This is a genomic window from Deferrisoma sp. (assembly GCF_054681715.1).
In genome coordinates, this window is record NZ_BAAHFQ010000052.1 from 1 (window position 1) to 21,720 (window position 21,720).

20 protein-coding genes are annotated in these 21,720 nt (G+C 71.1%); 15 read left to right on the plus strand and 5 right to left on the minus strand.

Translation table 11 applies throughout. The annotated features are described in order from the left end of the window. From ACY0I8_RS09200 to ACY0I8_RS09210, 3 genes are all read left to right on the plus strand, one after another. A partial coding sequence (locus ACY0I8_RS09200; RefSeq protein WP_461394482.1) for a S16 family serine protease occupies positions 1-947 on the plus strand: 947 nt, incomplete at its 5' end. Then, positions 944-1,915 carry a thiamine-phosphate kinase gene (thiL, locus tag ACY0I8_RS09205; protein ID WP_461394483.1) on the plus strand — a complete coding sequence of 324 codons (972 nt, stop codon included), beginning with the start codon at positions 944-946 and terminating at the stop codon, positions 1,913-1,915. The genes ACY0I8_RS09200 and thiL, both read left to right, overlap by 4 nt. A gap of 10 nt (positions 1,916-1,925) precedes the next feature. Further along, on the plus strand, positions 1,926-2,759 hold the full coding sequence (locus ACY0I8_RS09210) for a CheR family methyltransferase (RefSeq protein WP_461394484.1): 834 nt from the start codon (positions 1,926-1,928) through the stop codon (positions 2,757-2,759). A 319-nt stretch (positions 2,760-3,078) separates the two neighbouring features. Here ACY0I8_RS09210 and ACY0I8_RS09215 read toward each other — a convergent pair whose 3' ends face one another. Next, entirely contained in the window at positions 3,079-3,852 is a 774-nt protein-coding gene (locus ACY0I8_RS09215; RefSeq protein WP_461394485.1) for an OmpA family protein, read from the minus strand. Continuing rightward, positions 3,853-4,653: a motility protein A gene (locus tag ACY0I8_RS09220; protein WP_459942032.1), complete on the minus strand. Its 801-nt coding sequence runs from the start codon at positions 4,651-4,653 to the stop codon at positions 3,853-3,855. Between the two features lie 159 nt (positions 4,654-4,812). Between ACY0I8_RS09220 and ACY0I8_RS09225 the strand changes: the two genes are divergently transcribed. From ACY0I8_RS09225 to ACY0I8_RS09275, 11 genes are all read left to right on the plus strand, one after another. Then, positions 4,813-5,157 carry a hypothetical protein gene (locus ACY0I8_RS09225; RefSeq protein ID WP_461394486.1) on the plus strand — a complete coding sequence of 115 codons (345 nt, stop codon included), beginning with the start codon at positions 4,813-4,815 and terminating at the stop codon, positions 5,155-5,157. Next, the gene (locus ACY0I8_RS09230) at positions 5,154-6,557 is read left to right on the plus strand and encodes a sensor histidine kinase (RefSeq protein ID WP_461394487.1); all 1,404 of its coding nucleotides are present in this window, start codon (positions 5,154-5,156) and stop codon (positions 6,555-6,557) included. The genes ACY0I8_RS09225 and ACY0I8_RS09230 overlap by 4 nt, the downstream gene beginning before the upstream one ends. 253 nt (positions 6,558-6,810) lie before the next feature. Beyond that, positions 6,811-7,149 carry a hypothetical protein gene (locus tag ACY0I8_RS09235; RefSeq protein ID WP_459942029.1) on the plus strand — a complete coding sequence of 113 codons (339 nt, stop codon included), beginning with the start codon at positions 6,811-6,813 and terminating at the stop codon, positions 7,147-7,149. Continuing rightward, positions 7,136-8,386, plus strand: coding sequence for an ABC1 kinase family protein (locus ACY0I8_RS09240; protein ID WP_461394488.1), 1,251 nt, complete (start codon positions 7,136-7,138; stop codon positions 8,384-8,386). The genes ACY0I8_RS09235 and ACY0I8_RS09240 overlap by 14 nt, the downstream gene beginning before the upstream one ends. A 106-nt stretch (positions 8,387-8,492) precedes the next feature. Beyond that, on the plus strand, positions 8,493-8,738 hold the full coding sequence (locus ACY0I8_RS09245; RefSeq protein ID WP_461394489.1) for a 4Fe-4S dicluster domain-containing protein: 246 nt from the start codon (positions 8,493-8,495) through the stop codon (positions 8,736-8,738). Further along, positions 8,735-9,883 (plus strand): 2-oxoacid:acceptor oxidoreductase subunit alpha, encoded by a 1,149-nt coding sequence (locus ACY0I8_RS09250; RefSeq protein WP_461394490.1) that lies wholly within the window; start codon positions 8,735-8,737, stop codon positions 9,881-9,883. The genes ACY0I8_RS09245 and ACY0I8_RS09250 overlap by 4 nt, the downstream gene beginning before the upstream one ends. Beyond that, entirely contained in the window at positions 9,883-10,767 is an 885-nt protein-coding gene (locus ACY0I8_RS09255) for a 2-oxoacid:ferredoxin oxidoreductase subunit beta (protein WP_461394491.1), read from the plus strand. The genes ACY0I8_RS09250 and ACY0I8_RS09255 overlap by 1 nt, the downstream gene beginning before the upstream one ends. A 20-nt stretch (positions 10,768-10,787) precedes the next feature. Next, positions 10,788-11,360 carry a 2-oxoacid:acceptor oxidoreductase family protein gene (locus tag ACY0I8_RS09260; RefSeq protein WP_461394492.1) on the plus strand — a complete coding sequence of 191 codons (573 nt, stop codon included), beginning with the start codon at positions 10,788-10,790 and terminating at the stop codon, positions 11,358-11,360. A 9-nt stretch (positions 11,361-11,369) separates the two neighbouring features. Further along, entirely contained in the window at positions 11,370-13,769 is a 2,400-nt protein-coding gene (locus ACY0I8_RS09265) for a transporter substrate-binding domain-containing protein (RefSeq protein ID WP_461394493.1), read from the plus strand. A 349-nt stretch (positions 13,770-14,118) separates the two neighbouring features. Then, positions 14,119-14,523 carry an acyl-CoA thioesterase gene (locus tag ACY0I8_RS09270; protein ID WP_461394494.1) on the plus strand — a complete coding sequence of 135 codons (405 nt, stop codon included), beginning with the start codon at positions 14,119-14,121 and terminating at the stop codon, positions 14,521-14,523. A gap of 4 nt (positions 14,524-14,527) precedes the next feature. Further along, a complete protein-coding gene (locus ACY0I8_RS09275; protein WP_461394495.1) occupies positions 14,528-15,319 on the plus strand; it encodes a sugar phosphate isomerase/epimerase family protein in 792 nt (263 codons plus the stop codon). Positions 15,320-15,361: 42 nt separating this feature from the next. Here the strand turns inward: ACY0I8_RS09275 and ACY0I8_RS09280 are convergent, their stop codons facing one another. From ACY0I8_RS09280 to ACY0I8_RS09290, 3 genes are all read right to left on the minus strand, one after another. Next, on the minus strand, positions 15,362-17,473 hold the full coding sequence (locus ACY0I8_RS09280) for a cytochrome c3 family protein (RefSeq protein ID WP_461394496.1): 2,112 nt from the start codon (positions 17,471-17,473) through the stop codon (positions 15,362-15,364). Between the two features lie 108 nt (positions 17,474-17,581). Further along, a complete protein-coding gene (locus ACY0I8_RS09285) occupies positions 17,582-19,222 on the minus strand; it encodes a hypothetical protein (protein WP_461394497.1) in 1,641 nt (546 codons plus the stop codon). Then, a complete protein-coding gene (locus ACY0I8_RS09290) occupies positions 19,219-19,569 on the minus strand; it encodes a hypothetical protein (RefSeq protein WP_461394498.1) in 351 nt (116 codons plus the stop codon). Before ACY0I8_RS09290 ends, ACY0I8_RS09285 begins: the two co-directional genes overlap by 4 nt. Before the next feature lie 378 nt (positions 19,570-19,947). Here ACY0I8_RS09290 and ACY0I8_RS09295 point away from each other — a divergent pair. Further along, the coding region (locus tag ACY0I8_RS09295; protein WP_461394499.1) for a class I adenylate cyclase at positions 19,948-21,720 on the plus strand (1,773 nt) is incomplete at its 3' end.

Consider the following 21,720-nt stretch of genomic DNA (forward strand, 5'->3'; position numbering starts at 1 on the left):
CGAACCTGATCGACCCGATCCCGCCGGCGCTCCTGGACCGGATGGAGGTGATCCGGCTGTCGGGCTACACCCGGGAGGAGAAGCTCGAGATCGCCCGCCGGCACCTGATCCCCCGTCAGATGGCCGAGCACGGGCTCACCGAGGAGCATCTGGAGATCTCGGACGAGGCCCTCGGCATGGTGATCGACCAGTACACCCGGGAGGCAGGCCTGCGAAACCTCGAGCGGGAGATCGCGAACCTGTGCCGGAAGGTTGCCCGGCGCGTGGCCGAGGGCCAGGCCACAAAGCACCGGATCACCCGCCGGAACCTCCACCGGTACCTGGGCCCGCCGCGGTTCTTGCCCGAGGCCGAGGTGGAGGACGACCTCGTGGGGGTGGCGACGGGGCTCGCCTGGACCCAGAGCGGCGGCGACATCCTCCACATCGAGGTCACCACCATGAAGGGGTCGCCCAAGCTGATTCTCACGGGCCAGCTCGGCGACGTGATGAAGGAGTCGGCCCAGGCGGCCCTTTCCTACGCCCGGAGCAAGGCAGCCGACCTCGGGGTGCCCGAGGACTTCTTCGACCAGCGGGAGGTCCACATTCACGTGCCCGCCGGGGCCATCCCCAAAGACGGCCCCTCGGCCGGGATCACCATGGCCGTGGCCCTACTGAGCGTGATGACCGGCCGGCCGGTGGACCACACCGTGGGCATGACCGGCGAGATCACTCTGCGGGGCCGGGTGCTCCCGGTGGGCGGAATCAAGGAGAAATGCCTGGCGGCCATGCGCGCCGGGCTCAAGGCCGTGATCCTTCCCGAGCGAAACGAGAAAGATCTGGAGGACCTGCCACCCAAGGTCCGCCGGGCCCTCACGTTCCACCTGGTGAAGACCATGGACGAGGTGATCGACCTGGCCCTCAAGCCCCCCGCCGAGGAGGCCCCACCCCGGGAGGCCGCCGCCCCGTGAGGCTCGCGGATCTAGGGGAGTTCGGCCTCCTGGACCGGTTGGGCCTCCTTTCGGCCGGCCCGGCCGGGGGCCCCGGCGACGACACCGCCGTCCTCCCCCTGGGGGACGGCGTTCTTCTGTTCACGGCCGACGCCCTGGTCGAGGGCGTCCACTTCCGTCTGCAGTGGGGTCGGCCCGAGGACCTGGGGTGGAAGACCCTGGCCGTGAACGCGAGCGACGTGGCCGCCATGGGCGGCACCCCCTGGGCCTTCACCCTGACCCTTTCGGCCCCGCCCGACCTTCCCGTGTCCTGGATCGAGGCGTTCTACCGGGGGCTCCGCGACGCGGCCCGGACGTTCGGGTGCTTCCTCGCCGGAGGCGATACCACGGCCGCCCGGGACCTCACCCTCTCGCTCGCCCTCCTGGGGCGGGCCCGGAACCCGATCCTCCGGTCCGGCGCCCGGCCGGGGGAAGATCTCTACGTGACCGGGTTCCCGGGGGAGAGTGCGGCCGGGCTTGCACTCCTCCAGTCCGGCCGGGAAGCCCTGTTTCCCGACCTCGTACTCCGGCACCTTCGGCCCGAGCCCCGGCTCGCGTTGGGACGGGCCTTGGGGGACACCGGGGCGGCCTCGGCCCTGATCGACGTCTCGGACGGGCTCCTCCAGGATCTCGGGCACCTGGCCCGGGCGAGCGGCGTGGGCGCCGAGGTGTGGGCCGAGCGGGTGCCGGTCCCGGCGGATCTCGGGCGGGCCGCTGGGGTTCTGGGTGCTGACCCCCGGGAGTGGGTGTTCGGGGGAGGCGAGGACTACGAACTTCTGTTCTCCGCTCCCCCGGGGCAACGGAGGGCGGTGGAAACCCTAGCCCGAGCCGCCGCCACCCCCGTGTGGCGGATCGGCCGGGTCACCCCCGATCTCGGCGTTCGGGTCCTCGACCGCGGCGCTCCCTGGGCGCCCCGCCGGGCCGGGCACGACCACTTCCGGTCGCGGTGACCCACCCGCCATGCCTTCCCTCCCCCGGTTCCCCCACCCCTGGGACGATCTGGCCTGGTTCCGGCGGCTCGCCGAGGCCGTGGAACGGGAAACCGGCTTAGAGCTCCGGGCCTACAAGGAAACGGCGATCGTGCGGCGGGTGCGGGCCCGGTGCAAGGCGCTCGCCCTGCCGGACCCGGAGGCCTACGCCGCGTTCGCGGCCGCGAACCCCGGGGAGGCGCGGCGCTTCGCCCGGAGCCTGAGCGTCGCGGTCTCCGGGTTCTTCCGCGACCCCGCGGCCTTCGCGGCCCTGGGCCGGCTCTTGCCGGAGCTCGCCGCCCCCAAGCCCCCCGGCGTGCCGCTCCGGTTCTGGAGCCTCGGGTGCTCCCGGGGCCAGGAGGCCTTCTCCTTGGCGGCCACGGCCCTCGGGGCGCTTCCTCCCGGCTGCCCGTTCGAGGTGCTGGGCACCGACCGGGACGAAGGAGCCCTGGCCCAGGCCCGGACCGGGGAGTACGGGGAACGGGAGGTGGAGGGCCTTTCGGAGGCGCAGCGCTCCAGGGTCCTCGAGCCGGCCGGGCAGGGCCGGTGGCGGGTCCTCCCCGAGGTACGGGCCCGGGTGCGGTTTCGGGCCGGGGACCTCCTGGACCCGGCCACCTACCCCGAGGAGCAGGATCTCGTGGCCTGCCGGAACGTGCTCATCTACCTCCGCCGGCCGGTCCAGACCTGGGTGCTGGAGCACCTGGCCCGGGCGCTCCAGCCGGGGGGCGCCCTGGTCCTTGGCACCAGCGAGACGCTCCTGGGTCTGGGGGCCGATCGGTTCGAGCCCTGGGACGCGCAACTCAGGATCTACCGAAAGCGGGGGTGACCGGCGGACACGGCTCGCCCCAATGCTGCCTTGCTTTCTAGCGAGACGTTCCCGAAATCCCGTAGTATTTCCACGGGGTGGGGCTGGGGCCCCTCCTTTGCTGAACGGCCTCGCAGGGGCCGCCTCGGCGCGGTCCGCTGCGGCGCGTGAGGGCACGCGCCGCGGCCGCTCCCCTGGCGCCGGGCGGCCCAAGCTGCTCGGCCGTCGCGCTTCGTCGGACCCCCAGCCCCTCCGCCGCAATGTGCATGCTTTTTTGTGAGACGGACCACTAGCCGCCTCGCCGCCCAGCCTCCCAGCCGCCCAGCCGCCGAACCTTCGTTTACGGCCTCGCCGGCCGGTACCCGCCCTGGGGCAGGGCCTCGGGGCTCTTGAACACGAACTCCACCCGGCGGTTCCGGGCCCGGCCCGCGGGGGTGTCGTTGGGGGCGATGGGCCGGCTGTCGGCGAACCCCACGGCCACGAGCCGGGCCGGGTCGGCGCCGCGCTCCACGAGGTATCGCAGCGCCGCCGTGGCCCGGGCGGAACTGAGCTCCCAGTTGGAGGGGAACCGCTCGGTGTGGATCGGCACCGAGTCGGTGTGGCCCAGGATGTACAGATCGAAAGTGTACTTCTTGATGAGGGCGGCGATCCGGTCCAGCACGGCCGCGGCCTCGGGCTTGAGCTCGGCCGAACCCGACGGGAAGAGGAGCTTCCCCTCGACCCGCACGGTGACCCCCTCCTCGTCCATGGTCACCTCGGCCGCGCCCCCCAGCTCCTGGAACAGGGCCTGCACGATGCTCAGGAACTGCTGCATCGACATGCCCTGCTCCTCGGACTGGCCCTGGCCCTCGCCCTCCAGGGTCTGCTGGAGCATCTGCTCGATGGGGCTTTCGGACCGGGCCATGTAGTCGCCCCAGGTTTCCTTCTGCACCCCGAAGGCGTCCTTGACGCTCCCGAGCATCTCCCGAAACTTCTGGGCGTCCATGTTGGCAAAGGAGAGCAGGAGAACGAAGAACGTGAGGAGCAGGGTGGACATGTCGGCGAAGGTCGCCATCCACGCCGGCGCCCCCTCCTCGGCCTCTTCCTGGGGCCCCTTGTTCAGGAGTTCGTCCATCTAGGCCGCCTCCCCGGCCGCCTCGCCGCCACCGCCGCCGTCGCGTTTTTCCTTCCGCATGGTCGGGGCGATGAAGGCCTCGAGCTTGTCCTTCAGCACTTTGGGGTTCGCGCCCTGCATGATCGAGATGATCCCCTCGGTGATCACCTGCTTTGCCAGCGCCTCCTCCTTGCTCCGGTACTCGAGTTTGTTGGCGATGGGCAGGCACACGAGGTTCGCGATCAGGGCCCCGTAGAGGGTCGTGAGGAGCGCCACCGCCATGGACGGCCCGATGGACGAAGGATCGTCGAGGGAGCGGAGCATCTGCACCAGCCCGATCAAGGTGCCGATCATCCCGAACGCCGGCCCCATGGCCCCCATCTGCTTGAACACCTTCTGGCCGATGGCGTGGCGCTCCTGGGTGAAGCTCACGTCGGTGGACATGATGAACCGGATGAGCTCCTCCTCGTTGCCGTCCACGGCGAGCTGGATCCCCTTCTTGAGGAACGGATTGGTGATCTCCTTTTCGGCGTCCTCCAGGGCCAGGATGCCGTTGGTGCGGGCCAGGCGCGACAGGCTCACCATCTGGTCGATGATCTCGTCGAGGTTCCAGGTGTCCTCCTTGAACGCCTTGACCGCCACCTTGACGGCACCGATCACGGTGCGCATCGGGAACATGATGAAGGTCACCGCGATCACGCCGCCCACCACGATGAGCACCGAGGGGATGTCCACGAACGCCAGCGGCGCCCCGCCGATCACGATGGCCGCGACGATCAGCACCGTTCCCGATGCCAGGCCGATGATGGTTGCCAGATCCATGGAACGCGTCTCCCTAGCGGATTCGATGTGCGGACCTTTCTTCTGTTCGGCGGTTTCCCCGAAAACTTGAGCCCCCCGTTCCCGCATCGCCCGGCCCCGTCTGGCGTTTTCGCGAGGTTCTGTGGTACGAATCCCGCATCTTCTCCCACGGGACCCGACATGCGCCCCTTCGTCTTTGTCCTCATATCCTTCCTCACGTTCCCCGGCACCGCGTGGGCCGTGCAGCGGCACTCCGGCGAGGGGCTCGTGGCCCACGAGATCGCCCACCTCGCCCTGGCCCTCGCCCTGGCCCAGTTCGCGCTCCAGGCCCGGCGGAACGGGGCCGCAGGCGGCCGACTCCTGGCCTGGGGCGCCGGCCTGTTCGGGGTCTGGAGCCTGTGGGCCTTCACGAGCCACCTCCTTCCCGGGTATCCGGTCTGGGCCCGGGATCACCTGATCCTGGTTCCGGCACTTTTCCTGCTCTGGAGGGGAATCCGGGCCCGGGTGAGGGAGAACCGGGCGTGAGCGATCTTTTCGCAGCGGGGGTGGATCGTATTGGGGCCCTTACGGTGTTGGCCCTCGCGGTGCTCTTCCACCGGGAGACGAGGCGCCTTCCCCGCACGGTGGACGGCGTGTACCTTCGGTGGTTCGGAGGACTCATAGCCCTGGTTGCCATGGCCCGCGTGGTTTCTCACGTGGGCGTGCCGGTGCTGGCCGCGCGCTGGCCGGCGGCCGAGGGGCTCTACCCCTACACGGGGGCCCTCAACACGGTGCTGTTCGCGGGCCTCGCCGTGGCCACCTGGTTCCACCGCCAAACCGCCGCGTTCCAGAGGGTGGTGGAGGAGGAAAAAGACCGCCTGCGGCGCGACCTCGCGGGAACCCAGATCGAGCTTCAGGCCCACCGGGACCGGCTGGCCCGGGCGGTGACGACGGCCCGGGAGATCCTGCGGGGGGTGGTGGAGCGGGGGGAGTACGGCCAGCGGTTCCCCAATCCCGAGGCCCCGGCCTGCTGGGAGCGCCTTATCTGCCCTGACGAGACCTGCGAGGCCCGGGGCCGCACCGACGAGCGGTGCTGGCGGATCCGGGGCGGGGCCGAGGCCGACCGGCCGTGCCGGTTTCCGACGTGCGCCGAATGCCCGGTGTACCGGGAGGCCACGGCCGGCGAGATCGGGGCCCTGGCCGAGACCGTGAACGACCTCCTCTTTCTCCTGGACCGCGAGGCCCGGGACCGGCGGCTTTTCCTCTCGGCCCTGAGCCACGACATCCGGGGGCAGCTCGGATCGGTCCGGGGCTTCCTGGACCTCCTGGCCAGCCCGGAGACCCCGGAGGCCGAGCCGGGCGAGATCCTGTCGCTCGCCCGGTTCTCCCTGGAGCGGGTGATGCATCTCGCCGAAACCCTGGTGCTCGAGGGGCGGGCGAAGGCCGGGACGCTTGCCCCCTCGCCCCGCCCGTTCGACGCCGTCGCCGCCGTCGAGCGCCTGGCCCGGACCTTTGGGCCCCAGGCCCGGATGCGGGACATCGCCATCCGGTTAGAGGTCGGCGAACCGGCACCCCCGACCGTCCGGGCGGATCCCATGATGGTGGAGCGGGCCGTTGGGAACCTCGTGGACAACGCCCTCAAGCACGCCCCGCGGGGAAGCCCGGTGACCCTCGAGGCCCGGGGTACCCCCGGCGGGGGGCTTCGGATCGAGGTCCGCGACGAGGGCCCGGGGGTCCCGCCGGAACGCCGCGGTGAGGTGTTCCGGCCGTTTCGCGGATGGGACGAGCGGGGAACCGGCCTGGGCCTCTTCGTGGTGGCCGCCGTGGCCCGGGCCCACGGCGGCCGGGCCGGGGTCGGGGAGGGCCCGGGCGGCCGGGGCAGCCGGTTCTGGATCGAGCTTCCACCGGCGCCCCCGCAAGGGGAGGCCGGGACCGGCTCGGGTTGAACCACGGAGGGCACGGAGGACACGGAGAGGTTGAGGGAGTTTGGCCGCCCGGCCGGTTTAGAGAAACCCGGCGCGAATAGAGGCGCGCAACGAGATCGGGGGGCATGGGGCCTGCTTCCGGCCGTGCGTGAGTGCGGCATCCGGTCACTGTAGGAGCCACGCCTGGCGCTCCAGCAGGCCCCATGCCCCCGACCATACCTGTTTGGCCGCCGGAGTAATAGCGACCGCAGACCGTCGACCGGAGACCGATTCCATGTCCGAAACCCCGGGTGGGAAGGGGAGCCTCGCCTTTTTCGGCCTGTGGCTCCTGCTGCACGAGAAGGCCGACGACTGGATCCGCGACGCGATCCGCCGGGCCCGGGAGACGCCCGAGGACGTCCGGGACGAATACGAGCGGTTCCTCCTGGCCGTGGACCGGGAAAAGGAGCTTCTCAAGGGCGTGGTGGGCCGCATGGCGGCGAACCAGATCCGGGCGTTGGGGTTCCTGGGCCCCGAGGAGGCGCGGGATCTCCGGGACGAAATCCGGGAACTGCGGGAGCGGCTCCGGGCCCTGGAGGAGCGCCTCGACCGGATGGGGGATGGAAACCCGTAAGGGCCCGCCCTGGGCCCGGGTGGTTCGGCGGTTCCTGGAACGGGCGGGGCCCGGGTTCGTGAAGCTGGGCCAGGTGCTGTCGGTGCGGCCCGACCTGGTGCCCGATTCCCTCCGGCGGGAACTCGAGGCGTTGCAAGATCGCGCCGTTCCGGTACCCTGGGGCCACGTTCGGGCCGAGATCGAGCGCGCCCTCGGTCCCGGCGCCGGGGCGGTCTTCCGCCGGGTCGTTCCGCAACCGGTGGCCAGCGCCTCGGTGGCCCAGGTGCACCGGGCGGAAACCCCCGACGGGAGGCCCCTCGCGGTCAAGGTGCTCCGGCCCGGGGTGGAGGAGAGGGTTCTCCGGAACCTGCGGCTCGCGCGGCGGTTGGCGCCCGTTCTTGGGCTCTGCCCGGCCCTGCGGGGCCGCGTGGACGCCGACGCCCTGTGGGGGGAACTCGAGCGGGCCGCCCGGGCAGAGCTCGACCTTCGGTCCGAGGGGGAAACCGCCTGCGAGCTGGCCCGGGGGCTGCGGGACGAACCCCGGATCCGGATCCCCGAGGTGTACTGGCCCGGCACGGCCCGCAGGGTGCTTTCGGCCGAGTGGATCGAGGGTCACAAGCTCTCGGCTCCCGAAGCCCGCCGGCACCCGGAGTATCGGGACCTGGCGGAGACGGGCGCAAGGGCGTTCTTCCGGCAGGTCCTGGAACTGGGATTGTTCCACGCCGACCTCCACCCGGCGAACCTTTTGATCACCCCCGCCGGCGAGATCGGGTACGTGGATTTCGGGCTCCGGGGCCGGCTCGGACCGGGGGAGCGCCGGGCGGCTCTGGGGGTGCTGGTGGGCCTTTTGGCCCGGGATGCCGGGCTCGCCCTGCGGAGCCTGGAGCGCCTGGGCGTTCGGGTACCCCGCGAGCGCCGGGCGTCGTTCGTGGAGGAAGTGGACCGGGTCCTCGGCGCCGCCCTGCGACCGCGCCTCGAGGAGGTGGAACTCGCGGCCATGGGCCTGGGCCTCCTCGGGGCGGCCCGGCGGGCCGGGGTGCGGTTCCCCCACCGCCATGCGCTTCTCGTGAAGGCGCTCCTGTCCATCGAGGGAACGGCCCGCCTGCTCCACCCGGGCTTCTCCCTGGAGCGGTGCGCCGGGGAGTACCTGGCCGAGCGGACCCTCGAGACCCTCCGGCCGGGCCTCGTCCTGGAGGCCGCCTGGCGGGGGGCGGCCCTCCTGGGGCTCGGCCGCCTGTGCGCGGACCTGACCGCTTGAACCCGGCCGCAAACCGAGGTGAACGAATGCTGCTTACGCTAAAAGATTCTTTCCCTTCTCCCTTTCCGGCCTCCCAGCCTTCCAGCTTGCCTCACGGAGGACTCCCATGAGTAAGGCAGCCCCGGCGGCCAAGCCGGCCGCCCCGCCGGGGGAAAACCCCATCACCGTGTACAACGCGTGGTGCAAGAAGTGCGGTATCTGCATCGCCTTTTGCCCCAAGAACGTGCTGGAGCGGGGCCCCGACGGCCACCCGGTGCCCGCCCGGCCCGAGGACTGCATCCGGTGCCACATGTGTGAGCTGCGATGCCCCGATTTCGCCATCACCGTGAAGGACAAGGAGGACCGGTCATGAGGCCCAAGGGATCCCGGGAGCTCCTGCTCCAGGGCAACGAGGCGGTGGTGGAGGCGGCGCTCGCGGTGGGATGCACGTTCTACGCGGGTTACCCCATCACCCCCTCCACCGAGATCGCCGAGGGGCTGGCCGCCCGGCTGCCGGCCGTGGGCGGCACCTTCATCCAGATGGAGGACGAGATCGCGAGCCTCGCGGCCTGCCTGGGGGCGAGCCTGGCCGGCGCCAAGGCCATGACCGCCACCTCGGGGCCCGGGTTCAGCCTGATGCAGGAGCTCATCGGGTACGGGTGCATCGCCGAGATTCCCGTGGTGATCGTGGACGTGATGCGGGGCGGCCCCTCCACCGGGCTTCCCACGAGCCCCTCCCAGGGCGACGTGATGCAGTCCCGGTGGGGCACCCACGGCGACCACCCGATCATCGTGCTCACGGCCTCCTCGGTGCGGGAAGCCTTCGACCAGACGGTGCGGGCCTTCAACCTGAGCGAGAAGTACCGAAACCCGGTGATCCTTCTGCTCGACGAGGTGGTGGGCCACATGCGCGAGAAGGTCCGGCTGCCGGCCCGCGGCGCCGTGGAGCGGGTGGACCGGATCCGCCCGAGCATGCCCCCCGAGTGGTACGCCCCCTACGACGAGACGAACACCGGCGTGCCCCCCATGGCCGCCTTCGGCGACGGGTACCGCTACCACGTGACCGGGCTCGTGCACGACCGGATGGGGTTCCCCACCCAGCAAAAGACCGAGATCGTCCAGGGTATGAACCGCCTGTTCCGTAAGATCGAGCGCGGGTTCCGGGAGATCTGCGTCACGGAGGACGTCCTCCTCGACGACGCCGAGGCCGTGGTGGTGGCCTACGGGTCGGTGGCCCGAAGCGCCCGGGAGGCCGTGGAGGAACTCCGGGCCCAGGGCAAGAAGGCGGGGCTCCTGCGGCTTCAGACCCTGTGGCCCTTTCCCCGGGCCGCCTTCGAGCGGCTCCTGGGCCCCGGCACGGTGAAGGCGCTCCTGGTGTGCGAGATGAACCGGGGCCAGGTGTACCGGGAGGTGCTCCGGGTGGCCCGGGGCCGCGCCGACGTCCACAAGCTCGTCCGAAACGACGGCGAGCTCATCACCCCGGCCGAGATCGCCAAGGGCCTCAGGGAGTGGCTGTGATGGAGCGTTCGAACCGAGAGATCATCCAGAACTACCTGCGCCACGGGAAAAAATTCCCCCACATCTGGTGCCCGGGCTGCGGGAACGGCGTGGTGCTGGGGTGTATGCTGCGGGCCATCGACCGGCTGGGCTGGCCCAAGGACGACGTGGTGCTGGCCAGCGGCATCGGGTGCTCGAGCCGGGCCCCGGTGTACGTGGACTTCAACACCCTGCACACGGTCCACGGCCGGGCGCTCGCCTTCGCCACCGGGGTCAAGCTGGCCCGGCCCCACCTCAAGGTGATCGCCATCATGGGCGACGGCGACTCCGTGGGGATCGGCGGCAATCACTTCATCCACGCGTGCCGCCGCAACATCGACATGACCGCCGTCATCGTGAACAACCAGATCTACGGCATGACCGGGGGCCAGGTGAGCCCGGCCACCCCCACCGGCGCCCTCTCCACCACCACGGTCTACGGGAACCTCGACCAGCCCTTCGACGTGTCGCGGCTCGCCGAGGCGGCCGGGGCGACCTTCGTGGCCCGCACCACCACCTACCACGTGAAGGAGCTGGAAAACCTCCTGCAGAAGGCGTTCGTCCATACGGGATTCTCCGTGGTGGAGGTGATCGCCGGGTGCCCCACCACCTACGGCCGCCGGAACCGCCTGGGCGGGCCCGTGGACATGATGCGCTCGCAGAAGGAGCGCGCCGTGTCGGTGAAGAAGGCGGCCGAGATGTCGCCCGAGGAGCTCGCGGGCAAGATCATCACCGGGGTGCTGGTGGAACGGGAGGCCCCCGAGTACACCCGGGAGTACGAGAAGATCCGCCAGACCGCCCGGGCGGCCCTGCCGGAGCCCACCGTGGAAGAGGAGAAGATCGACCGCACCGGCGCCGAGCCCTGACCCGAGAAGGAGAGAGAACCATGCGAACCGAAGTGCGCCTGGCGGGCTCCGGCGGCCAGGGCCTCATCACGGGCGGCATCATCCTGGCCGAGGCCGCGGGGCTCCACGAGGGCAAGAACGTGGTCCAGACCCAGAGCTACGGCCCCGAGGCCCGGGGTGGGGCGAGCAAGGCCGAGGTAATCGTGAGCGACGGGCCCATCCACTACCCCAAGGCCCAGCGCCTCGACATCCTCCTTGCCCTGACCCAGGAGGCCTGCGACAAGTACTTCCACGACCTCAAATACGACGGCGTGCTCATCGTGGACGCGGACCTCGTGCCCACCCCGCCGAGCTCGTCGGCCCTGGTGGTGCCCATCGTGCGCACCGTGCGCCAGGAACTGGGCCGGGAGCTCTTTGCCAACATCGCGGCCCTCGGGGTGCTGGCCGGGGCCACCGGCATCGTGGGGCTGCCGGCCCTGGAGGCCGCCGTGCTCGCCCGGGTGCCCCCCGGCACCGAGGAGCCCAACCGAAAGGCCCTGGAGCTCGGGTTCGCCCTGGGCAAGGAGGCCCTGGCAAAACCACGGGAGACCGAGCCCTACGAGGCGGACGAGTAGGCCTCCTGGATGCGGGCCCGCCTCCTCCTCGTCGCTCTCCTCGTGTTCGCGGCCGTGGCCCCGCCGGCCGGGGCGCTGGTGGCCGCGGTGGACCGAAACTACCCGCCCCACGAGTGGTGGGAGGCCGGGGAGGCCCGGGGGTTCAACACCGAGGTTCTGCGAGCCGTGGCCCGGGAACTCGGGGAACCCCTGGAGTTTCGGCCCTACGTCTGGGCCGAGGCCCAGCGGGCCCTCGACCGCGGCGAGGTGGACCTCCTGTGCATGGCCCGCACGCCCCCGCGGGCCGAGCGCTACGCCCTCACCCGAACCCCGATCCTCCCCCTTGCGCTCGCGATCTTCGTCCGGGAGGGCACCACCGGCATCCCCGACCTCTCCGCCCTCGCGGGCCGCACGGTGGCCGTGGAGGAAAACGACATCAGCCACCGGGTGCTCCGGGAGCGCTGCCCCGAGGCCGTGGCCGTGGCGGTGCCCGACCAGGCCGAGGCCCTGCGCCTCCTCGCGGCGGGGGAGGTCACCGCGTACCTGGGCAACCGCCACACCGGCCCGTACCTCATCGAGAGGCTCGGGCTCCGGGGCCTGCGCACCATCGGGGAGCCCGTGCCGATCGGGGAGCGGGTCATCGCCCTGCCCAGCCACCGGGCCGCGCTGCGCGACCGGGTGGACCAGGCCCTCGAGCGCCTCACCGCCGACGGGACGCTCGAGCGGCTCCGGGCCAAATGGTTCGGCAGGCCCCTCCTCGCCACCCCCCCGGACTGGCGGCCGGTCCTACGGGCGATCGCGGCGGGAGCGGCCCTCGTCCTTCTGGCGGCCGGGGCCCTCGTCTATTGGAACCGGTCGCTCCGGCGGGAGGTGCGGAGGCGCACCCAGGAGGCGACGGCCTCGGAAGAGCGCTACCGGGCGCTTCTCGACACCGCGCTGGAGGCCGTGCTCGTTGCCGATCTCGAAACGGGGGAGATCCTCTACGCGAACCGGCCCACCGAGCGGCTCCTTGGCCTCTCGCGGGAGGAGATCCTGAGCCGGCGCATCCAGGAACTGGTGGCGGAGGACGACCAGGAGCGGGTTCGGCAGAGTTTCGAGGAGGTCGCGGCCGACCGAAGGGGCGCCCTGCCCCGCGCCTACCAGGTGGTCCGGCCCGGCGGGGAACGGCGGGCCGTGGAGGCCGTTTCGGGCCCGATGGAATACCAGGGCCGGCGGGCGGCGCTCGTGTACGCCCGGGACGTCACCGAGAGGGAGGAGAACCGCCGCCGGGCCGAACAGGCCGACCGGCTCCGGTCCGTGGGCCGCCTGGCCGGCGGGGTGCCCCATGAGTTCAACAACCTCCTGGCCGCCGTGTTGGGCCACGCGGAGCTGGGCGAGCTCGAGACCAGCGACCCGGCGGCCCGCAGGCGCTTTCGGGCCGTCGCCCAGGCGGCCCAGCGGGGGGGCGAGATCGCCCGGCAGCTCCTGGCCTATTCGCGGCAACAGCCGCTCCGGCCTCGCACTCTGGATCTGTGCGCCGAGGTGCGCCAAGCGGTGGAGTTCCTCCGCCCCCTGCTACCCAGGAACATCGAGATCCGGGTCGCGTGCGAGCCGGGCAGCGTCTGGGTGCGGGTCGATCCGGCACGGCTCCAGGAGGCCCTGGTCAACCTGGCCACCAACGCCCGGGACGCCATGCCCCGGGGCGGGCGCTTCCTCGTGGAGGTGGACCGGGTGGAGCTCGAGCCCGCCTACGCCCGCGCCCACCAGGACCTGGAGCCCGGCCCTTACGCCCGGATCACGGTCTCCGACACCGGCGAGGGCATCGCTTCCGAGGCGCTCCCCCACGTGTTCGAGCCCTTCTTCACCACGAAACCCGTTGGAAAAGGCACGGGGCTTGGGCTTTCCACGGTGCACGGGTTCGTGAAGCAGAGCCGCGGGCACGTCCACGTATACAGCGAACCGGGGATCGGCACGACGGTTCGGCTCTACCTGCCGGAGGCGCACCCTGCCGATCAAACCGGGGAGGCAGCGGAACCGGATGAGCCGCCGGAGACCCCGGCGTGCACCGGGGTCGAGGTTTGGGTGGTGGAGGACGAGCCGGCGGTCCGGGAGATGCTCTGCGAGTTCCTGGAGTCCCAGGGCTTTCGCCCCGTCGGATTCGCCTCGGGGGAGGCGGCGCTAGAGGCGTTGGGCGGCCGCTCCCCGGACGCGGCCGTGGTGGACCTGGTGCTCGAGGGGCGAAGCGGCCGGGAGGTGGGAACGGCCCTGCGGGAGCGGGTTCCGGGTCTCCCCCTCGTGTACATCTCGGGATACTCCGAGTCCTTCGCCCGGGCCGAGGGGCTTCTGGAGGAGGGCGCGGCGTTCCTCACAAAACCTTTCCGGGTCGCCGACTTACATCGGGTCCTCCTGGCCGCGCTGGAAGGAGGGGGAGAGAACCCCGGCGAAGCCTAGCCCCTGAAGCGCGATTGCTCCCCCGACGGCCCAATGGGAGCGTCCCGCTTCCGGCCGCACAATGGCCCGCCGGGGTATGAACGGATGGACCGGTGACGGGTGACCGGTGACGGGTGACCGGTGACGGGTGACGGGTGACGGGTGATCGGTGACCGGTAACCAGTGACCGACGTTACCTGGAAGCCCAGAACCCGTAGTGATTCGAGAACCTTTGCCCGGCCCACCCCGTCGGGACAGGCGATACCCCCAGGTTCAAGAGAGGATTTCGGCTGCTTCGCCGCCTCGCCGCCCAGCCGCCGAGCCGCCCGGCCGCCCAGCCGCCCAGCCGCCAAGCCCGAAAGGAGCCCCCATGCCCGACCCCTTCGTTCACCGCCAGAAAGTCCGGTTCCGCGACACCGACTGCCAGGGCCACGTGTTCAACGCGAACTACTTCGCCTACTTCGACGACGCCGTGACCGATTTCCTGGAGGCCCGGGGCGTGCCCTACCCGCTCGTGACCGAGCGGGGCCACGACATGGTCCTGGTGCGAGCCGAGTGCGATTTTCGGTCGGCGGCGGTGCTCGGGGAGGAACTGGCGATCGAGGTGGGGGTGGAGCGGTTCGGCCGCACCTCGTTCACGTTCGTCCTGCGGGCCACCGAAACCGGCTCGGGCCGCACGGTGGCCGAGGGCCGCGAGGTGTACGTGGTGCTCGACCGCACCACGGGCCGGCCCTGCCCCGTGCCCGAATACCTCAAAACGGCGCTGGGAGGGTAGGCCCGTGCGGTACGGCGCCATGAACTCGCCCCTTCTGCCGGTGCTCGAAGAGATCGAGCTCGTGGGCCGGATGGGGTTCGACTACGTGGAGCTCGCCATGGACCCGCCCCAGGCGACGCCGGAGCGGCTCGGTGGCCTGGCCGGCGATATTCGCCGCTTGCTCGACCGCCACGGCCTCGGGCTCGTGTGCCACCTGCCCACGTTCGTCTCCACCGCGGACCTCACAGAGCGGCTGCGGCGGGCCTCGGTGGAGGAGACCGTGGAAGCCCTGCGGGTGGCGCGGGACCTGGGGGCGGAGAAGGTTGTGCTGCATCCCGGGGTGGCCACGGGGCTCGGACCCCGGGTGCCGGAGGAGGCCGCCCGGGCAGGGTGGCGGAGCCTGGGGGAGATCGGGGCCGAGGCGCAGCGACTCGGGATCTCCTTGTGCGTGGAGAACCTGTTCCCCCGCTCCCACACCCTGGCGGGAGCCCGGGATTTCGAGGAGCTCTTTTCCCGGTTCCCAGGCCTCGGGGTCACCCTCGACGTGGGCCACGCCCACCTGGGAAGCCTCGGCGGAGAGCGGTTCGAGGAACTCGCCCGGGCGTGCGGGCCGCGGCTACGGCACCTCCACGCGAGCGACAACTTCGGCCGCCACGACGACCACCTGCCCATCGGCGCCGGGGCCATCGACTTCGGCCGGGTCGCCCTCATCCTCCGGGAAGTGGGCTACGACGACACGGTCACCCTGGAGGTCTTCTCCCGGGACCGGGACTACCTGCGGATCAGCCGGGAGAAACTCTCGACCTTGCTGGGGTAACCTTCCCCGCGTCCCAACGTCCTACCGTCCCAACGTCCGCGCCTAGTAATACTCCTCCCGCATCATGAACCGGTTGTCCGAGCCGTGGGGCAGATGGCAGGCGAGGCAGTCGTTTCGCACCTCGCTCATCTTGGCCCGGAACCGCTGGGGCACGTGGTCGGGCTGGGTGTCGTGGCACAGGGCGCACACCCCGCTGCCCCGGGCCCGCAGGAACCGGTCGCCCTCCCGTTCGTGCCGGTGGGCGAGGGTGTGGCACGCCGTGCAGTTTCCGGCCCCCACCGGACCGTGGGCGTAGCGGTAGGGTTTCCCCGGCGCCGATTCCAGCACCTGGGGGTGGCAGCCCCGGCACAGGCGGTCCCGGCTCCCCCTGAGGAGCTTTTCCGTGTTCGTGCCGTGGGGGTTGTGGCACCCGGTGCAGCGCCCGTCCTTCAGCGCGCCGTGGAGGAGCCGCTCCTCGGCCGGCGATTCCGGAACGACCCCCGTGTGGCAGCTCGCGCACAGGGCCCGCTCGGGCCGCTTCAGGAGCGGCCGGAAATCGCTGATGTGGGGCAGGTGGCAGGTGTAACAGGTCCCCTTCTGGAACACGCCGTGCACGTTCTTCACCCCCCGCAGCAGGATGCCGTGGCACCACCCGCACAGGGTCACGGGTTCCTCCAGGAGAAACTTATCCCGCACCCCCAGGTGGGGGTTGTGGCAGGCGATGCAGTCGATCTGGTACACGGGCTTGTGCACCTTGTCGACCTCCACGATCTGGGAGGTGCCCGTGATCTGGCCGTGGCACCGGGTGCAGTTCTTGCTGCCCTCGTACCGGAGTTCGATCCGGCCCCCCCGAACCTCGTGGCAGGCGTTGCAGCCGCCGTTCTGCAAGGGGTAGTGCACGTTGCCCCGGAGCAGGCCAGGATAATCGCCCGCATGGGCCTCGTGGCAAAACGTGCACTGGCGCACGTCGTTCATGGGGAGCTCCCCGTGGACCGCCCGGAACCCCTCCTTCCGGAGCCCATGGCACCGGCCGCACACCTTGTCGGCCGCCTTGAGCCCCTTGGGATCGTGGGGATTGTGGCAGGTGACGCATCCATCCTCCAGCGCGGGATGGCGGTATTTCCCCTTTCCCGGTTGGCCGTGGCAGTCGAGGCACCGCTCGGACACCCCGACCTTCAGGAGGTCGGGCTGTTTCGAAAGGTGAGGCTCGTGACACATCCGGCACTCGGCCAGTTCCCCGCCGTGCACCTCTTCCCCCGCCTCCTCGTGACACCGGCCGCACAACCCCGGTGCCACGTCCACGAGGAGCGACGGGTACCCGCCGGCATGGGGCCGGTGACAGTCGAAACACTTCCCGTCGTCCACCGGCCGGTGGTACGAGCGGGGGTATCGGTCCGGATCCGCCACGTCCGCGTGGCACCGGGCGCAGAGTTCCAGGGCCTCCCCCCGAAGCAGGGCCGGGTAGGCCGACGCGTGGGCGTCGTGGCAGGCGCCGCAGGGCGATGCGGCCGCCTCGGCATGGAGCGACGGCCCGCTCTGTCCCTCGTGGCACGAGGCGCAGGCCTGCTCGCGATCCCGTAACAACTGGGGCTCGAAGGACACGTGGGGGTCGTGGCACCGCAGGCAGTCCGGGGTGATCTCCTCGGTGTGGCGGTTCTTTTTGATCACCGCCCGGAGCGACTCGGTGCCCACCTTGTGGCACCCGAGGCAGAGGTCGGGAACGCGGGCCTTGAGGGTCAGGCTCCCCCGGGAGAACCCATGGCAGGGGTTGCACGACTCGATGCCGCCGGCGTGGGGCTTCGGCCGGCGGAACTCCCCTTCGGCCTCGCCCTCGAACCCGGGGCGGTAGAGGAGCGGGAGCACCGTGGCGCCCACCACCACGTTGTTCCGGCCGGGGGCGAGCTCCAGGGCGCCGGAGAACACCTTGCCCTTGAACAGGTAGAGGTCGGTGCGGGTGGGTTCCACCGAGCGGTCCTCGGGCACCACCCGGGCCGCGAGCTCGGTCACGGGATCGCCCAGCACGTACCCGAGCACGGTGACGGGCGATTCCGTGACGAGGGAGTTCGGGGGGGGATAGACGAACAGCACCTCGGCCGCCCGGGCCCCGGCCGCGGCGACGATCCACGAAACAGCGGCGAGAACCGCCGCGAGCCATCGCCGTCGGACCTGGGGCATGGGGGCCTCCGTGCGGGCAGATCGTTTCCGGTTTCACAAGGCCGGCCCCGTCGAACCGGGGCGCGCATACTCTACCCAAACGGAGGTTGCCGGTTCAAGAAACCGGCGTCAAAACCCGAGGATTGAGAGGAAGCATCCGCCGCCGCCCCCACCTCCACCGCCGCCCCCATCGGCTGCCGGAGGCTCGGCAGGGACCTCCCCGGAGGTCAAACGAGCCGCCCCGACGTAGACCTCGGCAGACCGGGGGAGATCCAGGGTCACCTCCACGCGGCCGGCAGCCGCGAGAGATCGGCCGTACACGAACCGCCCGGTGAGCGGATCCCGGTAGGCGGTGGCAACTCCCCAGCCGGACTCGGTGGGGGTGTCGTACGCAAAGGTGCTCACCCCTGCAGCCAGCGTCTCCTCCTCGTAGCGGGCGCCAAGATAGCCCAGCCCAAAGAAGTTCAGCGACTCTAGGCTCGTTCCGGCAAGGGGCACGCTCCCGTAGTTCGCGCCTTCCTCGTAGTCCATGACCGCCGTGGCGCCCACGAACCCCAGGAACAGGTCCGGGAGCCCGGCGAACCCGTTGGCCGTGGCGAAGGCGTCGAGGGCGTCCAGGATCCGCTGCCCGTCGAACCGGATCCGGCCCCACACGTCGAACATCGCCTGCCGCCGCCCCACGTGCTCGGAGAGGTACTTGGCGAAGATCACCGAACCGTAGGCGCGGGTGACGTAGGAGGGATCGGTCGAGCGTACCGGAAGGCCTTCGTGCAGGAAATTCGCCCAACCCTGCCGCCTGAACGCCTGGTTGAAATACTGGTAGTAGTCGTTCACCTCGTCGAACACCTCGTCCTCCATCCAGGTGGATGAGCACTCGAACCACCAGTCGTCCTCGGTGGGGTTCCAGGCGTCCGGTTCGTAGAGGAAATGGAACACGTGGAAGAGCTCGTGGGCCGCCGTGATCTTCATGGCGCCGTGGATCTTGGCGAGGCCCGACGAGCCCTCCCCGTTCGGCGGCACGAAGCTCAAGTCGTTGTTCACCACGATGTAGGGGACGCCGTCGGGTTGGGTGTAGGCGTACGTTCCGGACGCGATGTTCTCGAGCGACTTGCTGGGATCCGAGTTCCCGATGTACACCGGGATCAGGGTCGCCTCGACGGCCGGGTGGGTGTAGCCCATCTCGCCCACCTCGGCCGCGTAGGCCGCCTCGAAGTACGCGGCCCAGCGCTCGACCACGTCGGGGATGTCGGGGTCGCCGAACTGGTCGCGGATCACGGGCGTGGAGCCGTCCTCGTTCGTGAGGTCGGGACCCCACTCGATGGAGAAGTTCTCGGTGACGAGCCGGTTGGCCAGAGCGGGTGCGCCCGTTTTCCCCGCGGCGGTGCGGAACGCCGTCCCGCGTCCTGCGGAGGCACGGCCGAGGAGCTCCGCGGCCTCGGCGCGCAGCGCGGGAGGAAGACGCTCGAGCCGCGCCCGGACGTAGCGCAGCACCGGGGTGCCGCACCGGAGCGCGAAGGGCTCGTGTCCGGAGGCCTCCGCCGTGGCCCGCGCGCCCCGGTGCCCAGCCTGCCCCGCCCGGAGCCCGGCCGGCAACCGTTCAGGGGCCCGCACCGCGTAGAGCCAGTACAGTTCGGCCTCGTCGGGCGAAACGTCCCCCCGGGCCACCATGGCGTCGATCCGGTCGGCCAGATCCGCCACCGGCGCGGGACCGGCCCAGACCGGTGCGACGGCGAGGAGGGCGATCAGGGCCCCGTAGAGTGGTTTCCTCATCGGTTCTCCTTCGGGAACAGGTAGGGCCGCAGGGCCTCCTGCACCTCGGGCCGGAGCTCCTCGAACCGGCTCCGGGCGTGGCGGAGCACCGGCGTGCCGTCGCGGATGGGCTCCGTGCCCCGGAACCGCTCGGGAAGGCGCTCGTCTCCGACCACGGCAAAGACCCGGTACATCTCGGCCGTGTCCGGGTCGAGCTCCCCCGCCTCCACGGCCCGGGCGACGAGCTCCAGCGAAGTCGCAGAAGGCGGAGGCTCCGGGGCCTTCCCCATGCCCCCCGCCGGCCCCCCGAACCCGAGCAGGGCCATCACGGCTGCGAGCACGATCCCGCCCAACCGCCCGCGCCGCATCCCCCCGCGGGCTCCCCGGTTCGCGTCTCTCACAACATGGATCCCGTTCACCCCGATTCTCTCCGTGTCCTCCGTGCCCTCCGTGGTTCGCCCCTCCACCCCGGCGTCCCTGTTCCCGTTCCCTTCCGAGCAACTTCGGTCCGCGGTCGGCGGTCGGCGATCTACGGTCCTTTGGTCCAGGCCCACCGGGCGGCCGAGGCGAAAGCTATGGCTCTTGCGAGCCGTCCACACCCCGCGGCCTACCGCAGCTTCCATCCCCATCGCTTTCACACCCTCTTCTCCGTGTCCTCCATGCCCTCCGTGGTTCCCCCTCCGCACCCTCATCCTTTTCGTCCGGGCGGCCGAAAAGGGTAACCGTGCGCGTTGTGGAGAACCGCGATGGCGAAACTGCTCGACCATCTCTTTAGACGCGAATCCGCGGCAAAGGCTTACACCCCCACCCCCCTTGCCGAAGAAGCGGCGCTGCGGGAGGAGCGGGCGCGGGCCCATCTGCGCCGGCGGCTCGCCCGGCTCCAGGCCCAGACCGGCGACCGGGTGACCGAGGCCCTCCATCTCCTGCCGCTGCTCCTCCACGTGAACCAGGCGGGTCTTCCCGGACACGTGGACGACCCGGCGTGCCCGGTGGGAATCGCCGACTACTCCCCCTCGGCCGAGGCGCTTCGCCGCGCGAAGCGGCTGTTTCCCGAAGCCCGCATCAAGCGCGGGGCCTTCTACCGCCCCGCCGTGGACCTGGTGGCCGTGATGGGAAGCGCCGGGTCCATCGGGTTCACGGGCGAGTCCGATCTCGACGTGTGGATCTGCCACAGCCCGGCGCTTTCGGAGTCGGCGGTCGAAGCCTACGGCCAGAAGGTCCGGGAGGTGGAGGCCTGGCTCAACCGGCACACGGGGGCCGAGTTTCACCTGTTCCTCCAGTCCACGGCCGACATCCGGGCCAACCGGTTCGGCCAGACCGACCTCGAGGGATGCGGCTCGGCCATGGGCGCGATCCTCAAGGAGGAGTTCTACCGCACCCACGTGCTCCTGGGCGGCAAGCTCCCCGTGTGGTGGGTGCTCCCCCCGGGGCTCGACGCCGACGGCTACGCCGCCGAGCTCGCCCGGATCCTCGACGACCCCACCCTCATCACCGACGCCTACGTTGATCTGGGGCCGGTGGCCCGGGTGCCCCTGGGAGAGCTCTTTGGCGCCACGGTGTGGCAGATCGTGAAGGGCGAGCACGCGCCCTTCAAATCGGCGCTCAAGCTGGGGCTCCTCGAAAAGATCCTCTGCTCCGAGGGCGGCCCCCCCGAGCCCCTGTGCGAGGAGGTCAAACGGCGGGTCCACGCCGGGGAAACCCCGGATCCCTACTGCGTGCTGTTCGACGCCGTGGTGGAACACTACCGCAACCAGGGCGATCCGGCCACCGAGGATCTCCTGGCCCGGTGCTTCTACCTGAAGGCCGGGGTCCGGGTGGACCCCGACCGGCTGAAGGCCTGCGAGCGGGACCCCGGGGACCTGGGCACCATGACCCGCTACGCCCAGGCCTGGGGGTGGGGGCCCCGCCGGCTCCGGCACCTCAACGAGTTCCGCACCTGGAAGTTCGAACGGGTCCGGGAGCTCGCCGAGGAGCTCGATCGGTTCTTCCTGCGCACCTACCAGCGCATCCGGTCCCGGCTGGACAACGCCGGCGAAACCCAGCGGATCACCCCCCGGGACCTCACCGTGCTGGGCCGGCGGCTCCAGATCCGGTACCGGAAGGCCCCCCACAAGATGGAAACCCTGCGGCTCGTCACCCCCGGGCTGGAGGAGAGCCATCTCACCCTCTACCGGGAGGCCCTGCCCGACGGCGCCGCGCCCTGGCGGCTCTACCGGGGCCACGCGAGCCCCTCGAACGTGGAGCAGAAGGCCAACGACCTCCTGCGCGAATCCGACGACCCCCTCGAACCCCTGGTGTGGGCCGCCCACAACGGGCTCCTCGGCCGGCGAACCCAACTCGGATGCTGGGACACCGAGCGCCGGGTCACGGGCGCCGAACTCGAGCCCGCGGCCCGCCTGGTGACCGAGGTGCTCGCCCGGGTGCGGGCCCGGTCGCCCGACGCCCCCACCCTGCTCCGGCCTCCCCGCACCGAGGACCTGGTGGTGCTCGGCGAACCCGGATCCGCCGGGGGGTTCGCC

What these genes read in the sequence shown, in the direction of transcription:
- ACY0I8_RS09210 (WP_461394484.1), top strand. Translation starts at nt 1,926, where the DNA reads ATGCCTTCCCTCCCCCGGTTCCCCCACCCCTGGGACGATCTGGCCTGG.
- ACY0I8_RS09215 (WP_461394485.1), bottom strand. Translation starts at nt 3,852, where the DNA reads ATGGACGAACTCCTGAACAAGGGGCCCCAGGAAGAGGCCGAGGAGGGG.
- ACY0I8_RS09220 (WP_459942032.1), bottom strand. Translation starts at nt 4,653, where the DNA reads ATGGATCTGGCAACCATCATCGGCCTGGCATCGGGAACGGTGCTGATC.
- ACY0I8_RS09225 (WP_461394486.1), top strand. Translation starts at nt 4,813, where the DNA reads ATGCGCCCCTTCGTCTTTGTCCTCATATCCTTCCTCACGTTCCCCGGC.
- ACY0I8_RS09235 (WP_459942029.1), top strand. Translation starts at nt 6,811, where the DNA reads ATGTCCGAAACCCCGGGTGGGAAGGGGAGCCTCGCCTTTTTCGGCCTG.
- ACY0I8_RS09240 (WP_461394488.1), top strand. Translation starts at nt 7,136, where the DNA reads ATGGAAACCCGTAAGGGCCCGCCCTGGGCCCGGGTGGTTCGGCGGTTC.
- ACY0I8_RS09245 (WP_461394489.1), top strand. Translation starts at nt 8,493, where the DNA reads ATGAGTAAGGCAGCCCCGGCGGCCAAGCCGGCCGCCCCGCCGGGGGAA.
- ACY0I8_RS09250 (WP_461394490.1), top strand. Translation starts at nt 8,735, where the DNA reads ATGAGGCCCAAGGGATCCCGGGAGCTCCTGCTCCAGGGCAACGAGGCG.
- ACY0I8_RS09255 (WP_461394491.1), top strand. Translation starts at nt 9,883, where the DNA reads ATGGAGCGTTCGAACCGAGAGATCATCCAGAACTACCTGCGCCACGGG.
- ACY0I8_RS09260 (WP_461394492.1), top strand. Translation starts at nt 10,788, where the DNA reads ATGCGAACCGAAGTGCGCCTGGCGGGCTCCGGCGGCCAGGGCCTCATC.
- ACY0I8_RS09265 (WP_461394493.1), top strand. Translation starts at nt 11,370, where the DNA reads ATGCGGGCCCGCCTCCTCCTCGTCGCTCTCCTCGTGTTCGCGGCCGTG.
- ACY0I8_RS09270 (WP_461394494.1), top strand. Translation starts at nt 14,119, where the DNA reads ATGCCCGACCCCTTCGTTCACCGCCAGAAAGTCCGGTTCCGCGACACC.
- ACY0I8_RS09280 (WP_461394496.1), bottom strand. Translation starts at nt 17,473, where the DNA reads ATGCCCCAGGTCCGACGGCGATGGCTCGCGGCGGTTCTCGCCGCTGTT.
- ACY0I8_RS09285 (WP_461394497.1), bottom strand. Translation starts at nt 19,222, where the DNA reads ATGAGGAAACCACTCTACGGGGCCCTGATCGCCCTCCTCGCCGTCGCA.
- ACY0I8_RS09290 (WP_461394498.1), bottom strand. Translation starts at nt 19,569, where the DNA reads ATGCGGCGCGGGCGGTTGGGCGGGATCGTGCTCGCAGCCGTGATGGCC.